We start from the raw sequence: 14,285 nt of genomic DNA on the forward strand, positions 1-14,285 counted from the left end.
GGAAGAGAGCCGAGGGCACGGCAATGGTTCACCGTGGCGATGATATCCGGCCGTCAGCTATCGTCGAGGTCACGCGTTCGCGAGCCCGTATGTCGGCAAGCATCCATGCCGACAGCGACAAGGGCACCAACACGCCGATGCCAAGCCCGATGCCGTTCACCAGATGAGCGATGGCAGGATAGAGCCAGACGAGCGCCAGGAAAATCCGGGGCATGCTGGCGCGCCTCGAAAACAGGTAGGCGACGGCAACGGCGAGACCGACGGTGTCGTAGCTGTAGCCGTACGGCGTCGCGACCGTTGCCAGCACGGCGGTGAGGACCACTCTTTCGCCATGCACGACCTGCCGCCGTGGCAACCAGACCCAGATGGCGGCGCAGATTGCGGCAATGGTCGCAGCGGCTTGCATCGCATAGGCCACTGTCAGCCCGGCGCCGCATGCGCGCGCCAGGAAGAACATGGTTGCGGCATTGGCCTGGTAGGGTTGCGGATAGGGTGCCTCCAGGATCGCCGTCATCAGGGGGCGGGTTTCGGTCCAGAACAGATGCCAGACGTCGAATCCGAGTGAGAGCCCGGTCAAAATGAACAGCGCCGCCGATGACAGAGCCGCTGCGGCGATGGCACGCCAGTTGCCGCTGGCCAGCAGGCAGAACGGCACCAGAATGCCCAGATGCGGCTTGATCGTCAGCAGACCGAACAGCAGCCCGGCCAGGATTGGCCGCTTCGGCGCCACCGCCAGTCCGCCAATGAGAAGAGCGGTGGTCAGGGCGCCGTTCTGGCCGAAGATGGCGTTGACGAAGACGGCTGGACACACAAGGACGGCCGCTTCGGCCAGCGTGCCCAGTTTCAGCGGCCGCACCGCCAGCCACAGGCAGAAGACGGTGCCGAAAGTCCAGATGAAATAGGCCGCAAAGATCGGCAGCAGCGCGAGCGGCGCACCGAAGATCAGGATGCTGGGCGGGTAGCTCCATTCCTGGTTGGGAAGATCGGGCGAAAACATCCGCCGCAAGGCCGCGCGATAGCTGTCGACGTCAAACAGCCAGGCTACATGGCCGTCGAGCGCCATGCGTCCGCCGGCCCACAGATTGGTGAAATCCCAATAAGGCAGCCGGTCGCTGAGTTCGGAGAAGCCGTGCTCGTCGAAGGTCCACAAGGCAAGATGGTAGCGCAGCCCGATCAGGATTCCGGTGCACAGCACAAGTGCCGCGAACCGAAAATCGGCTCGATTGCGGGCAGTCTGATCGGCCTGTGCCATTGCGCTGTTTCCAAGACCCTGTCCGCCTTGATAAGCGACGCGCGTTAAGATCGGCTTATGTGGAGGTCTCGCCGGGCTTCGTCACCCGCCGCAGCGTCAGATTGATCCTGCCGCCGTTCTTGAGCAGCGCGGAGGTCGAAGGGTAGATGCGGTCGACGCCATGGAAGGCAAGACGGCCCTCGCCGCCAAGCACGACGACATCGCCGCTTTTCAGCCTGAACGATTTGGTAGCGCCATCGCGCGTTGTCTGGCCGACCCTGAACAGACAGTCGTCGCCCAGCGAGACAGAGACGACGGGAGCCGAGAAATCGGCCTCGTCGCGATCCTGATGCAGGCCCATCTTTGCGTCGGGCGTGTAGAAATTGATCAGGCAGGCCTCCGGTGGATTCGGATAGCCCGACACCTGCCGCCACAGGTCGAGCAGGCTGTCGGGGATAGGCGGCCATGGCTCTCCGGTCAGCGGATGCGTCGGCTGGTAGCGATAGCCGCGTTCCTTGTCGGTGACCCAACCGAGCGGACCGCAATTTGTCATGCGCACGCTCATCTCCTTGCCGGTCCGCGGCATGGCCGGCACGAACAACGGCGCTTGCTGGACGATGCTCCTCACCTCCTCGACCAGCGTCTCCTGGACGGCGCGGGACAGATGGGCCGGCATGTGGCGGACGCCTTTGGGCAGAACGAGCATGGACTGGTTCACCTTGCTAATGTTCGGAGCCGCAAGATGCCACCATCACAGGCAGAGGGCGACCCGAAAGCCGTCGTCGTTTTTCACTGAAATTGCCCGGGCAGAACGCGCGGTGAATTCGTTTGCCCGATTGGCCAAAGGCGGTTGACGGGCACGATTGGCGTGCTGCTTAATCGTTCTCCACCCGACCGCGCAGCCTCTTCACTGTCGATCGCCCGGCCTTGGTCTTGAGCCGCCGCTCAACCGCGCCTTTCGACGGCCGCGTCTTCTTGCGCGGCGGCGGCGGTGGTTCGGCGGCCTTGGCGACCAGTGCCGTGAGCCTGGCCCGCGCATCGGCGCGGTTCTGTTCCTGGGTACGGAAGCGTCCGGCCTCGATGACGATGACACCGTCCTTGGTGGCGCGCTGGCCGGCAAGTTTTATGGTCCGCTCGCGCACACGGTCCGACAGGCCCTCGGCGTTCTGCGCGTCGAAGCGAAGCTGCACCGCCGTCGCCACCTTGTTGACGTTCTGGCCGCCGGGACCGGACGAGCGGATGAAATCCTCGTGCAAGTCGCCCGGGTGGATCACGGCCTCGCCTGAGATGATGATGTCGTCGTCGATCGGCATGCCGCAGTCATGGCGCGGCGGACCGAAAAAGAAAAGGCCCGATCGAAACCGGGCCTTCACTGGTGCCACGCGGCAATGATGCTGAGCGGCTTGGCGATTACTCCGCCGCTTCCTGCATGCGAGGTGCTGCCCCCAGCACCACGGCGTCGACATGGCTTTCGAATTTCTCGAAATTGACGGCGAACATGCCGACCAGCCTTGCCGCCTGCCGGTCGTAGGCCGCCTTGTCCGCCCAGGTTGAGCGCGGGTCGAGAATGGCGCTGTCGACGCCCGGCGCCGCCACCGGCACCTCGAAGCCGAAATTGGCGTCGGTGCGGAAAGCGCCTGCCTTCAGCGAGCCGTCGAGGGCGGCGGCGAGCAGCGCGCGCGTCGCCTTGATCGGCATACGCTTGCCGGTGCCATGCGCGCCGCCGGTCCAGCCGGTGTTGACCAGCCAGCAATCGGCGCCATGGCGGGCAATCAGTTCGCGCAGAAGGTTGCCATATTCCGACGGATGGCGCGGCATGAAGGGCGCGCCGAAACAGGTCGAGAAGGTCGCCTCGGGCTCGGTGACGCCTTTTTCGGTTCCGGCGACCTTGGCCGTGTAGCCGGAGAGGAAATGATACATGGCCTGCGCCGGCGTCAGCCGGGCGATCGGCGGCATCACGCCGAAAGCGTCGGCGGTCAGCATGATGATGTTCTTCGGATGACTGGCGCGCCCGGTCTTCGAGGCGTTGGGGATGAAGTCGAGCGGATAGGCACAGCGTGTGTTTTCGGTGAGCCTGCCGTCATTGAAATCCGGCACTGCGTCGGCATCGAGCACGACATTTTCCAGCACCGTGCCAAAGCGTTGCGTGGTGGCGAAGATCTCCGGCTCGGCTTCCGCCGACAGCTTGATCGTCTTGGCGTAGCAGCCGCCTTCGAAATTGAAGATGCCGTGCGGGCCCCAGCCATGCTCGTCGTCGCCGATCAATGTGCGCGACGGATCGGCCGACAGCGTCGTCTTGCCGGTGCCCGACAGGCCGAAGAAGATGGCGGCATCGCCGGCCGGTCCTTCATTGGCCGAGCAGTGCATCGGCATGACGCCCTTCTCCGGCAGGAGGTAGTTGAGCATGGTGAATACCGACTTCTTCATCTCGCCCGCATAGGAGGTACCGCCGATCAGCACGATCTTGCGGGTCAGATCGACGGCGATGACCGTTTCGGTGCGGCTGCCATGGCGGGCGGGATCGGCGCGGAAGGACGGCAGGTCGATGATCGTCATGCCGGGCACGAACTGTTCGAGTTCGGCCGCGTCGGGACGGATGAGCAGGTTGCGGATGAACAGCGAGTGCCAGGCAAATTCGGTGATCACCCTGGTGGGCAGCTTGAGCTCCTCGTCGGCGCCGCCGACCAGATCCTGTACATAGAGATCCTTGTCCTCGGCGTGGGCCTGGAAATCGGCGAGCAAGACGTCGAATTGAGCGGGCGAGATCGCCTTGTTGTTGTCCCACCAGACATGCGGCTCGGTGGCGCCGTCGCGAACGACGAACTTGTCCTTGGGCGAGCGGCCAGTGTGCTGGCCGGTCTCGGCGACGAGCGCGCCATGGGCGGTCAGCCGGGCTTCGCCGCGCCGGATCGCTTCCTCATAGAGGGCGGCCGCGCCGAAATTGTAGCGCACCATGCCGGAGGTTTTCAGACCGATACGATCGATCGCGCAGGCACGATTGCGTTTGCCGATTTCCGACATTGGAGACCTTTCTCAAGATTTGCCGCATCTTTGCCGGCGTATTTCCGGCACACCCGCCAAGCAGGCCAGGATGGTCAGAACCAGAAAAGCCAAATGATATCAAATCATTAATCGATTTAAACATTTTGAAAGTTGTTTAAATCGTTTATATATGCGAAAAGTTTCGTGGTTGCCCAAAGGATTGGCGATGTTCGTTCGTCCAATCCGTGTCGAGGTTGAATTGTGGCCGGCGGCACCCTGCTCGTGACAGCGGACAAGGCCTACGCCACATTTTGTACCTAATTTGTCCTGCAAAAGCCCCTTCTCTACGAAAGAAGGGACAGCTCATGAGGGAGCCGCTTGAAATGGCAACAATCGCGCTTGTCGATGACGACCGCAACATTCTGACGTCGGTGTCGATCGCCCTCGAATCCGAAGGGTATCGTGTCGAGACCTACACGGATGGTGCGTCCGCGCTGGAAGGCCTGGCGGCGCGGCCGCCGAATCTGGCCATCCTCGACATCAAGATGCCGCGCATGGACGGCATGGAGCTTCTGCGCCGGATGCGCCAGAAATCCGACCTGCCGGTGATCTTCCTGACCTCCAAGGACGATGAGATCGATGAATTGTTCGGTCTCAAGATGGGCGCCGACGACTTCATCCGCAAACCGTTCTCGCAGCGCCTGCTGGTCGAGCGGGTGCGCGCCGTATTGCGCCGGGCCAGTGCCCGCGAGGCCGCGGCAAAAGCGCCCAGCCAGCAGGCTCGCTCGCTCGAACGCGGCCAACTCGTCATGGATCAGGAGCGCCATACCTGCACCTGGAAGGGCGAGCCGGTAACGCTCACCGTCACCGAGTTCCTGATCCTGCATTCGCTGGCGCAACGCCCCGGCGTGGTAAAAAGCCGTGATGCGCTGATGGATTCGGCCTATGATGAGCAGGTCTATGTCGACGACCGCACGATCGACAGCCACATCAAGCGGCTGCGCAAGAAGTTCAAGGCCGTCGACGACGACTTCGAAATGATCGAAACCCTTTACGGAGTCGGATACCGGTTCCGCGAAGCGTAAAGCCTAGGCAGGAGCTGCTATTCGATGGCAGTGGAAGCACAACGAAGCAGACCGGCGGCCGCTGCCAGGCGGCCGTCGCGCATCATGCCGTCCTTCGTGTCGAAATTCACGGTGCCGATGCGCCGATTCCTCGGCCACCATATCTTTTCCAGCCTGACGCGGCGTATCCTCTTCCTCAATCTCGCCGGGCTGGCGGTGCTCGTCACCGGCATCCTCTACCTCAACACCTTCCGCGACGGTCTGATCGACGCGCGCGTCGAAAGCCTGATGACGCAGGGCGAGATCATCGCCGGCGCCATCGCGGCGTCGGCGACGGTCGAGACGGATTCGATCAGCATCGACCCGGAAAAGCTGCTCGAGCTGCAGGCCGGCGAAAGCCTGGGACCTGGCTCGGACCAGCTCGACAATCTGGATTTTCCGATCAACCCAGAGCGCGTGGCGCCGGTGCTGCGGCGGCTGATCTCGCCGACCCGCACCCGCGCCCGCATTTATGACCGCGACGCCAACCTGCTGCTCGATTCACGTCATCTCTATTCGCGCGGCCAGATCCTGCGCTACGACCTGCCGCCGGTCGAAGAGGAAGAACCCGACCTTGTCGAGCGCGTCCAGAAATTCATCTTCGACTTCTTCCGCAACACCGACCTGCCGGTCTATCACGAGCAGCCGGGCGGCAACGGCGCCGCCTTTCCGGAAGTGGTCAAGGCGCTGACCGGCAGCCCCTCGACCATAGTGCGTGTCTCGGAACAGGGCGAGCAGATCGTCTCGGTGGCGGTGCCGATCCAGCGTTTTCGCGCCGTTCTCGGTGTGCTGATGCTGTCGACCGAAGGCGGCGATATCGACAAGATCGTCGCCGCCGAACGCAAGGCGATCCTGCGCGTCTTCGGCATAGCGGCGCTCGTCACCGCCATCCTGTCAATGCTTTTGGCCTCTACCATCGCCAACCCGCTGCGCCGGCTGTCGGCGGCTGCCGTGCGGGTGCGCCGCGGCGTCAAGAGCCGCGAGGAAATCCCCGACTTTTCCGACCGCCAGGACGAGATCGGCAATCTGTCGATAGCCGTGCGCGACATGACCAACGCGCTCTATGCGCGCATCGAGGCGATCGAGAGTTTCGCCGCCGATGTTTCGCATGAGCTGAAGAACCCGCTGACGTCGCTGCGCAGCGCCGTCGAGACGTTGCCCCTGGCGAAAAATGATACCTCGCGCGCACGTCTGATGGAGATCATCCAGCATGACGTCAAACGGCTGGACCGCCTCATCACCGACATTTCCGATGCCTCCCGCCTCGACGCCGAACTGGCGCGCGAGGACGCGGGAACCGTCGACCTGAAGAAATTCGTCACCGACCTCGTCGCTGTTTCGCGTGAAACGACGCGCAACAAGAAGGCGGTCGAGATCGAGCTCAAGGTTGCCAAGCTGCCACAGGGCGCCAAGGGCTATGTCGTCGTCGGCCATGACTTGCGCATCGGCCAGGTCATCACCAACCTGATCGAGAACGCCCGCTCCTTCGTGCCCGAGGATCATGGCCACATCAGCCTGTCTCTGGCGCGCGCCGGCAAGTTCAACATCCTGACCGTCGACGACAATGGGCCCGGCATCCGCGCCGACACGATCGACCGCATCTTCGAACGCTTCTACACCGACCGGCCGGCCGGCGAGGCGTTCGGCCAGAATTCGGGGCTTGGCCTGTCGATCTCCAGGCAGATCGTCGAGGCCCATGGCGGCACGCTGACCGCCGAAAACATTCCCGGCACCAAGCCCGGCGAGATCAAGGGCGCACGCTTCGTCGTGACGCTGCCGGCCGAGGGATGACCTTGGCCCTGATATAACCATGCCCGAAGCCGCCGCGCAGCCTGAAAACATCCACGGAACCGCGATCCTGATCGGCGATCGCGGCGTCCTCATCACCGGCCCGTCCGGGGCCGGCAAGACGACACTGGCGCTGACGCTCCTGGACCATTGCCGGGCGCGCGCGCTGTTCTCGCGGCTGATCGGCGACGACAGGCTGCTTGCCTCGGCACACGCCGGGCGGCTGGTCTGCCGCGTGCCGCCGACCATCGCCGGTCTCGCCGAGGTGCCTGGGTTCATGCCGCGCCCGCTACCATTCGAGCCGGGCGGCGTGATCGACCTGCATGTGCGGCTTGTGCCGAAGGCGGAAATGGCCCGTTTCCAGGAGGAACCCAGTGAGCCGGTCGCAGGCTGCCCGGTGCCGCGTATCGACCTTGCGGAGCGCAACGCCGCCACGGCCTTGCCGGCCATCATGGCGCGGCTGTCGATCGCGCCTTTTCTATGATCCGCCCTGGGTTTTTTGCTGCAATGCGTCAAAATGGCATGGGCCGGCGCAATTTTGGGCTTGTCAACGGGCCGCGCGTCGACAAGATAGCGCTCCCGCCGCCTGGATTGGCTGGCGAGCATAAAATGCGCCTGTGAAGCGGCGATGACGGGAGCCACCAAAGAATGATCGGACTCGTGCTTGTAACGCACGGTCAACTGGCCACCGAGTTCCGACATGCCGTCGAACATGTCGTCGGGCCACAAGACAATTTCGAAACCGTGGCGATCGGTGCCGACGACGATATGGAGCAGCGTCGCCGCGACATCGTCGACGCGGTCGCCCGTGTCGATACAGGGGCAGGTGTGATCGTGCTGACCGACATGTTCGGCGGCACGCCATCCAACCTGGCCATCTCGGTGATGGAGTCCGGCCGCACCGAAGTGATTGCCGGCATGAACCTGCCGATGCTGATCAAGCTGTCGTCGATCCGCAAGGGCGACAACATGGCGGCGGCGCTCGATGAAGCGCAGGCCGCGGGCCGCAAATACATCAATGTCGCCAGCCAGCTTCTGAGCAGCAAATGAACGCGATATTCCCGGAAAAAGACCAGATCGTCCGGGAGTTTCCGATCGTCAACCAGCGCGGCCTGCATGCGCGCGCCTCGGCGAAATTCGTCCAGCTCGCCAGCGGCTTCAACGCCTCTGTCCATGTCGAGAAGGACGGCGTCCAGGTCGGCGGCACGTCGATCATGGGCCTGATGATGCTGGCCGCCAGCCCGGGATACTCGATCCGCGTCACCGCCAGCGGCCCGGAGGCGCTCGAGGTCATGGATGCGCTGGAGCAGCTTGTCGCCTCCCGTTTCGGCGAAGAGTGCTGACCCCGAAATCAGCCCTCCGGGACATGCACGAATAAAGATTTCTTTATATCCCATTGTCGTGTGGAACCTGATCTGCTAGTCAGACCGGCAATTCGCGCCCTTGGAAATGTCTTCCGGCACGGGCGCATCCGCAAACAATTCGCACGCATAACAATTCGCATCGGAGCACTGCCATGACGGGTAGCAAGGACTATGTGGTCGCCGACATCTCGCTTGCCGGCTGGGGCCGCAAGGAACTCGATATAGCCGAGACCGAAATGCCGGGCCTGATGGCCTGCCGCGAGGAATTCGGCGCCAAGAAGCCGCTCAAGGGCGCGCGCATCACCGGCTCGCTGCACATGACCATCCAGACGGCGGTGCTGATCGAGACGCTGAAGGTGCTCGGCGCCGATATCCGCTGGGCTTCCTGCAACATCTTCTCGACCCAGGATCACGCCGCCGCGGCGATTGCCGAGGCCGGCATTCCGGTCTTCGCCGTCAAGGGCGAAAGCCTCGAACAGTACTGGGACTACACCGACAGGATCTTCCAGTGGGCCGATGGCGGCCTCTCCAACATGATCCTCGATGATGGCGGCGACGCCACCATGTATATCCTGATCGGCGCCCGCGCCGAGGCCGGCGAGGACGTGCTGTCCAATCCGCAGAGCGAGGAAGAGGAATATTTCTACGCGCAGGTCAAGAAGCGCCTGAAGGCTTCGCCGGGCTTCTTCACCAAGCAGAAGGAAGCGATCCGCGGCGTCACCGAAGAGACGACTACCGGCGTCAACCGGCTCTACCAGCTGCAGAAGAAGGGCCTGCTGCCCTTCCCCGCCATCAACGTCAACGACTCGGTGACCAAGTCGAAGTTCGACAACAAATATGGCTGCAAGGAATCGCTGGTCGACGGCATCCGCCGCGGCACCGACACGATGATGGCCGGCAAGGTCGCGGTCGTCTGCGGCTATGGCGATGTCGGTAAAGGCTCGTCGGCCTCGCTCAAGGGCGCGGGCGCCCGCGTCAAGGTCACCGAAGTCGACCCGATCTGCGCGCTGCAGGCGGCGATGGACGGTTTTGAAGTGGTCACGCTGGAAGATGCGGCACCGACCGCCGACATCGTCATCACCACCACCGGCAACAAGGATGTCGTCACTCTCGACCATATGCGCTCGATGAAGGACATGGTGATCGTCGGCAACATCGGCCATTTCGACAACGAGATCCAGGTCGCGTCGCTGCGCAATCTGAAGTGGACCAATGTCAAGCCGCAGGTCGACATGATCACCTTCCCGGACGGCAAGCGGATGATCCTCCTGTCGGAGGGCCGCCTGCTCAATCTCGGCAACGCCACCGGCCATCCGAGCTTCGTCATGTCGGCATCCTTCACCAACCAGGTGCTGGCCCAGATCGAGCTCTACACCAAGGGTGAGCAGTACCAGAACCAAGTCTATGTGCTGCCCAAGCATCTCGATGAGAAGGTCGCGCGCCTGCATCTCGACAAGCTCGGCGCCCGCTTGACCGAGCTGTCGGGCGAGCAGGCCGCCTATATCGGCGTCACGCCGCAGGGTCCGTTCAAGCCGGAACACTACCGCTATTAACCAAAGCCGAATTTACTACAAGATATTGATGCCGGGCGATTGACTTTTCGCCCGGCTTTATTTTTGCGCCGAATGATTCTTCACGCCGATTCCAGCAGGCGCTATTGTTGTGATTCGCGGGTCCAGGGGCGAGGACCGGCGCACGCGTCAGGGCGGTCTTGCATTCAGGCGGCGAAGAGGACCAAGACATGCCGGGGGAAAACCCGCTTCACGCGGGACAGGCCGTTTCCGGCGGCCACGATGATTCAGGGACCATGGGCTGCGCCACACGCGGCGAGCGCCTTTCCTGGCGCGCCCGTGCGGGATTGCTCCTTGCCGGTTCCGCGCTTGCCTGCCCCTTGCAGGGGGCGGTCGCGCATGCCCAGGCGGTCGGCGCCGCGGTGGCCGGTCTTTCGATCAGCACCGTCGAGGTCGTACAACTGGCGGTGTTCGTCGGCGTAACGGGTACGGCATTCCTGTCGGCCATCGTTCTCATCCGCGAACGAGCGCGTACCTCGGCGGAGAATGTCGAGCTGAGAAGCCGCGTCGCCGATGTCAGCGCGGCATTGCGGCGTTCGGAAGCGCTGCTCAATTTGCGCGACCAGCGTGTCGTCGTCTGGGCCTCGGAAAACAAGAAGCCCGAACTCATCGGCACATTGCCGACCGAAAGCGGCGCGCCGGAGGAACGGGCCGCGTTCCTCGCCTTTGGCCGCTGGCTGATGCCGCGTTCGGCGGCGGCACTCGAACATGCCGTGGCGGGTTTGCGCGAAAAAGGCAGGCCGTTCGACCTGGTGATCGAATCCCAGGCCGGCGCTCCATTGGAGGTGCATGGCCGCAAGAGCGCGGCCCATGTGCTGGTGCGGTTTGTCTCGCTGTCCGAGACACAGCGCAGCCAGGCCCGGCTCAAGATCGACAACCAGCGGCTGGCCGCTGACCATGACACGATGATCGGCCTGCTCGAAGCGCTGAAGATGCCGGCATGGCTGCGTGACGAGCATGGCCGCCTGAAATGGGTGAACCGGGCCTATGCCGACGCCGTCGAAGCCGAGAGCGCGGAAGCCGCCGTGCGCGGCGCCAAGGAGTTCCTCGGCGGCCAGGCGCGCGACGCCATCGCCACGCAGCACAAATCGCATCCGGTGTTCGAGCAGTCGCTTTCGACGGTGATCGAAGGCGACCGCCGCGTGTTCGCCGTGACCGACTTTGCCGGCGCCGACGGTTCGGCCGGCCTTGCCTGCGACACCAGCGCCATCGAGGCCATCCGCGGCGAATATGAGCGGACTGTGCGCAGCCACGCCGATACGCTCGACCAGCTCAACACCGCGGTCGCCATCTTCGACACCGACGAGAAGCTGCGCTTCTTCAACCAGGCTTTCCAGAAACTGTGGGGGCTCGACAGCGGCTTCCTGCACAGCGCGCCCGACAACGCCCTTTTGCTCGACCGGCTGCGCAGCGAGGGCAAGATCGCCGAACAGCCGGAATGGCGCCGCTGGAAGGAAGGCCTGCTCGGCGCCTACCGCGCCGTCGAATCGCAGGAGCACTGGTGGCATCTGCCGGACGGCAAGACGATCCGTGTCGTCGCCAATCCGCAACCCAAGGGCGGCGTCACCTGGGTGTTCGAGAACCTGACCGAGAAGATGGATCTCGAAAGCCGCTACCGCACCGCGGTTCGGGTCCAGGGCGAAACGCTCGACAATCTGGCGGAAGGCGTCGCGGTGTTCGGCCCCGACGGCCGGCTGCGCCTGTCGAACCCGGCCTTCGCCACGCTGTGGGGGTTGGACGCGGAAGCCGCCAAGCCCAATGTGCACGTATCGGCCATACGCGAGCTCTCCGACCGACAAGCGGTCGAGAGCCCCTGGCCCGGCTTCGTCGCCGCCATCACCGGCTTCGACGACGAGCGCCGCGACCGCCACGGCCAGACCGAGCTCAACAACGGCACCGTGCTGCGGTACGCCGTGATTCCGCTGCCCAACGGGCAAGTGATGATGACCTTCGTCGACGTTACCGACAGCGTCCACGTCGAACGCGCGCTCAAGGACAGGAACGAGGCGCTCGAGAAATCGGACCAGCTCAAGAACGAATTCGTCCAGCATGTGTCCTATGAACTGCGTTCGCCGCTGACCAACATCATCGGCTTCACCGAGCTGCTGTCGCTGCCGGCAACCGGCCCGTTGACGCAGAAGCAGCGCGAATATGTCGAGCATGTCGGCTCGTCCTCCTCGGTGCTGCTGACCATCGTCAATGACATACTGGACCTTGCGACCGTCGATGCCGGCATCATGCAGCTCGACATTTCCGAAGTGCATGTCGACCGCACCATCGCGGCCGCCGCCGAGCTTGTCGCCGACCGGCTGGAGGAGCATTCGATCCGGCTTGCGGTCGACGCCGCCGCCGCGCCGAAGACGTTCCATGGCGACGAAACCCGCATCCGCCAGATCCTCTACAATCTGCTGAGCAACGCCGCCAATTACGCGCCGGAGGCCAGCACCATCCGGCTGGCCTGCCGCCAGCTGGCGGACGGAGTCGAGTTCTCGGTTCACGACGACGGGCCCGGCATGCCGCCTGATGTGCTCGATTCGGTGTTCCGCCGCTTCGAGCCGCGCACCAATGGCGGCCGCCGCCGCGGCGCCGGCCTCGGCCTGTCGATCGTCAAGAGCTTTGTCGAACTGCATGGCGGCGCCGTTCGCATCGAAACCGGCAAGGACAAGGGCACGACCGTCATCTGCACCTTTCCCGACATGCCGGGTATCCGCGCAGCGGCCGAGTAGCGCGCTCGATGACGGAACCGGTGCTGGAGCGTTTGCTCGCCGACGAGACCCAGACGGCGCGACTGGGCGAGGATCTGGCGCTGGCGCTGCGCGTCGGCGACGTGCTGGCGCTCAAGGGCGATCTCGGCGCCGGCAAGTCGACGCTGGCAAGAGCGCTCATCCGAACACTGGCCGACGATGCCGATCTCGAAGTGCCGAGCCCGACCTTCACGCTGGTTCAGAGCTACGACACACGCATCCCGGTCCATCATTTCGATCTCTACCGCCTGTCCTCGGCGGCCGAGCTCGACGAGCTCGGCTTCGAGGAAGCAATCGCGCAAGGTGCCGCCCTCATCGAGTGGCCCGAACGGGCTGAGGGCTATTTGCCCAAGACGACGGTGCTGATCGAACTCGTCCAGCACGGCGAGGGCCGGCTGGCGCGCCTGTCGGGGCAAGGCGCGAGCTTCGACCGTGTGGCGCGCTCGCTGGCCATGCGCGGCTTCCTCGACAACGCCGGATGGGGGCAAGCGCGGCGCCGGCATTTCATCGGCGATGCCTCGGCCCGCTCCTACGAGATCGTCTCGCTTGCCGGCGAGGCGCCGCGCGTGCTGATGAATTCGCCGCGGCTGGTGCTCGGCCCTCCCGTGCGCGACGGCAAGCCCTATGCCGTGATCGCCCACACCGCGCGGTCGGTGTCCGCTTTTGTCGCCATCGACCGTGCGCTGCTGGCCGCCGGCGTCGCGGTACCCAGGATCGATGCGCAGGATCTCGAACAGGGCTTCCTGCTGCTCGAGCATCTGGGTTCGGAAGGCTTCCTCGCCGGCAATGGCGAGCCGGTCGCCGAACGTTACGAGGCGGCGGCCGAACTGCTTGCCATGATGCATGGCAAGACCTGGCCGCACCGCATGGAGGCGGCACCCGGCGTCGTTCATGACGTGCCGCCCTTCGATCGCGATGCCATGCTGATCGAGGCGGACCTGCTGATCGACTGGTACGTGCCGGCGATATCGGGCGGCCCGGCGAGCGACGCGCTGCGTTCCGGCTACCACAGGACATGGAACGCGCTTCTCGACCGGCTGCAAGGCAGCGAATACACGTTGATGCTGCGCGACTTCCATTCACCCAACATCATCTGGCGCGGCGAGCGGTCCGGCCTCGACCGGCTCGGCATCGTCGACGTGCAGGACGCGCTGATCGGTCCCGCCGCCTATGATGTCGCCTCGCTTGCCATGGACGCCCGCGTCACCATCCCGCCCGAGATCGAGAAGCGGACGCTTGCTGCCTATGTCGCGGCGCGTCACAAAGCCGGCGGCTTCGATGAAGCAGGCTTCCTCGAAGCCTACGCAATCATGGCCGCGCAGCGCAATTCCAAGATCCTGGGCATTTTCGTGCGCCTCGAAAAACGCGACGGCAAACCCTATTATCTCAAGCACCTGCCGCGCATCCGCGACTATCTCAGGCGGGCGCTGTCGCATCCCGCGCTCGCCGAGCTGCGGGATTTCTACGGCGCGCACGGGTTGCTGGAGGAACGAGCGCTGTGA

General features: G+C 64.1%; 12 protein-coding genes. 8 read left to right on the forward strand and 4 right to left on the reverse strand.

What is annotated here, in order from left to right; genetic code table 11:
• Nucleotides 1-28 precede the first annotated feature (28 nt).
• From EN851_RS24070 to EN851_RS24085, 4 genes are all read right to left on the reverse strand, one after another.
• Nucleotides 29-1,252, reverse strand: a complete 1,224-nt coding sequence (locus EN851_RS24070) for a glycosyltransferase family 87 protein (protein ID WP_245511841.1) — start codon at nt 1,250-1,252, stop codon at nt 29-31.
• A 55-nt stretch (nt 1,253-1,307) separates the two neighbouring features.
• A complete protein-coding gene (locus EN851_RS24075; protein WP_127275656.1) occupies nt 1,308-1,937 on the reverse strand; it encodes an alpha-ketoglutarate-dependent dioxygenase AlkB in 630 nt (209 codons plus the stop codon).
• Between the two features lie 169 nt (nt 1,938-2,106).
• Entirely contained in the window at nt 2,107-2,544 is a 438-nt protein-coding gene (gene arfB, locus EN851_RS24080) for an alternative ribosome rescue aminoacyl-tRNA hydrolase ArfB (RefSeq protein WP_127275655.1), read from the reverse strand.
• Nucleotides 2,545-2,641: 97 nt separating this feature from the next.
• Entirely contained in the window at nt 2,642-4,252 is a 1,611-nt protein-coding gene (locus EN851_RS24085) for a phosphoenolpyruvate carboxykinase (RefSeq protein WP_135930122.1), read from the reverse strand.
• A 344-nt stretch (nt 4,253-4,596) separates the two neighbouring features.
• Between EN851_RS24085 and EN851_RS24090 the strand changes: the two genes are divergently transcribed.
• From EN851_RS24090 to tsaE, 8 genes are all read left to right on the forward strand, one after another.
• On the forward strand, nt 4,597-5,298 hold the full coding sequence (locus EN851_RS24090; RefSeq protein WP_010912942.1) for a response regulator transcription factor: 702 nt from the start codon (nt 4,597-4,599) through the stop codon (nt 5,296-5,298).
• A 24-nt stretch (nt 5,299-5,322) separates the two neighbouring features.
• Nucleotides 5,323-7,107, forward strand: a complete 1,785-nt coding sequence (locus EN851_RS24095) for a sensor histidine kinase (RefSeq protein ID WP_127275653.1) — start codon at nt 5,323-5,325, stop codon at nt 7,105-7,107.
• 19 nt (nt 7,108-7,126) lie between these two features.
• Nucleotides 7,127-7,588, forward strand: a complete 462-nt coding sequence (locus tag EN851_RS24100) for an HPr kinase/phosphorylase (RefSeq protein ID WP_135930123.1) — start codon at nt 7,127-7,129, stop codon at nt 7,586-7,588.
• A 164-nt stretch (nt 7,589-7,752) separates the two neighbouring features.
• On the forward strand, nt 7,753-8,154 hold the full coding sequence (locus EN851_RS24110) for a PTS sugar transporter subunit IIA (RefSeq protein WP_010912939.1): 402 nt from the start codon (nt 7,753-7,755) through the stop codon (nt 8,152-8,154).
• Nucleotides 8,151-8,447: an HPr family phosphocarrier protein gene (locus EN851_RS24115; RefSeq protein WP_127275650.1), complete on the forward strand. Its 297-nt coding sequence runs from the start codon at nt 8,151-8,153 to the stop codon at nt 8,445-8,447. The genes EN851_RS24110 and EN851_RS24115 overlap by 4 nt, the downstream gene beginning before the upstream one ends.
• Nucleotides 8,448-8,620: 173 nt before the next feature.
• On the forward strand, nt 8,621-10,021 hold the full coding sequence (ahcY, locus tag EN851_RS24120) for an adenosylhomocysteinase (RefSeq protein WP_127279621.1): 1,401 nt from the start codon (nt 8,621-8,623) through the stop codon (nt 10,019-10,021).
• Between the two features lie 188 nt (nt 10,022-10,209).
• Nucleotides 10,210-12,765, forward strand: coding sequence for a PAS domain-containing sensor histidine kinase (locus EN851_RS24125; RefSeq protein WP_127279620.1), 2,556 nt, complete (start codon nt 10,210-10,212; stop codon nt 12,763-12,765).
• An 8-nt stretch (nt 12,766-12,773) separates the two neighbouring features.
• Entirely contained in the window at nt 12,774-14,285 is a 1,512-nt protein-coding gene (gene tsaE, locus EN851_RS24130; protein ID WP_135930124.1) for a tRNA (adenosine(37)-N6)-threonylcarbamoyltransferase complex ATPase subunit type 1 TsaE, read from the forward strand.

The sequence above is a fragment of the Mesorhizobium sp. M8A.F.Ca.ET.208.01.1.1 genome, from assembly GCF_004791315.1.
GTDB lineage: Bacteria > Pseudomonadota > Alphaproteobacteria > Rhizobiales > Rhizobiaceae > Mesorhizobium.

What these genes read in the sequence shown, in the direction of transcription:
- EN851_RS24070 (WP_245511841.1), bottom strand. Translation starts at nt 1,252, where the DNA reads ATGGCACAGGCCGATCAGACTGCCCGCAATCGAGCCGATTTTCGGTTC.
- EN851_RS24075 (WP_127275656.1), bottom strand. Translation starts at nt 1,937, where the DNA reads ATGCTCGTTCTGCCCAAAGGCGTCCGCCACATGCCGGCCCATCTGTCC.
- arfB (WP_127275655.1), bottom strand. Translation starts at nt 2,544, where the DNA reads ATGCCGATCGACGACGACATCATCATCTCAGGCGAGGCCGTGATCCAC.
- EN851_RS24085 (WP_135930122.1), bottom strand. Translation starts at nt 4,252, where the DNA reads ATGTCGGAAATCGGCAAACGCAATCGTGCCTGCGCGATCGATCGTATC.
- EN851_RS24090 (WP_010912942.1), top strand. Translation starts at nt 4,597, where the DNA reads ATGGCAACAATCGCGCTTGTCGATGACGACCGCAACATTCTGACGTCG.
- EN851_RS24095 (WP_127275653.1), top strand. Translation starts at nt 5,323, where the DNA reads ATGGCAGTGGAAGCACAACGAAGCAGACCGGCGGCCGCTGCCAGGCGG.
- EN851_RS24100 (WP_135930123.1), top strand. Translation starts at nt 7,127, where the DNA reads ATGCCCGAAGCCGCCGCGCAGCCTGAAAACATCCACGGAACCGCGATC.
- EN851_RS24110 (WP_010912939.1), top strand. Translation starts at nt 7,753, where the DNA reads ATGATCGGACTCGTGCTTGTAACGCACGGTCAACTGGCCACCGAGTTC.
- EN851_RS24115 (WP_127275650.1), top strand. Translation starts at nt 8,151, where the DNA reads ATGAACGCGATATTCCCGGAAAAAGACCAGATCGTCCGGGAGTTTCCG.
- ahcY (WP_127279621.1), top strand. Translation starts at nt 8,621, where the DNA reads ATGACGGGTAGCAAGGACTATGTGGTCGCCGACATCTCGCTTGCCGGC.
- EN851_RS24125 (WP_127279620.1), top strand. Translation starts at nt 10,210, where the DNA reads ATGCCGGGGGAAAACCCGCTTCACGCGGGACAGGCCGTTTCCGGCGGC.
- tsaE (WP_135930124.1), top strand. Translation starts at nt 12,774, where the DNA reads ATGACGGAACCGGTGCTGGAGCGTTTGCTCGCCGACGAGACCCAGACG.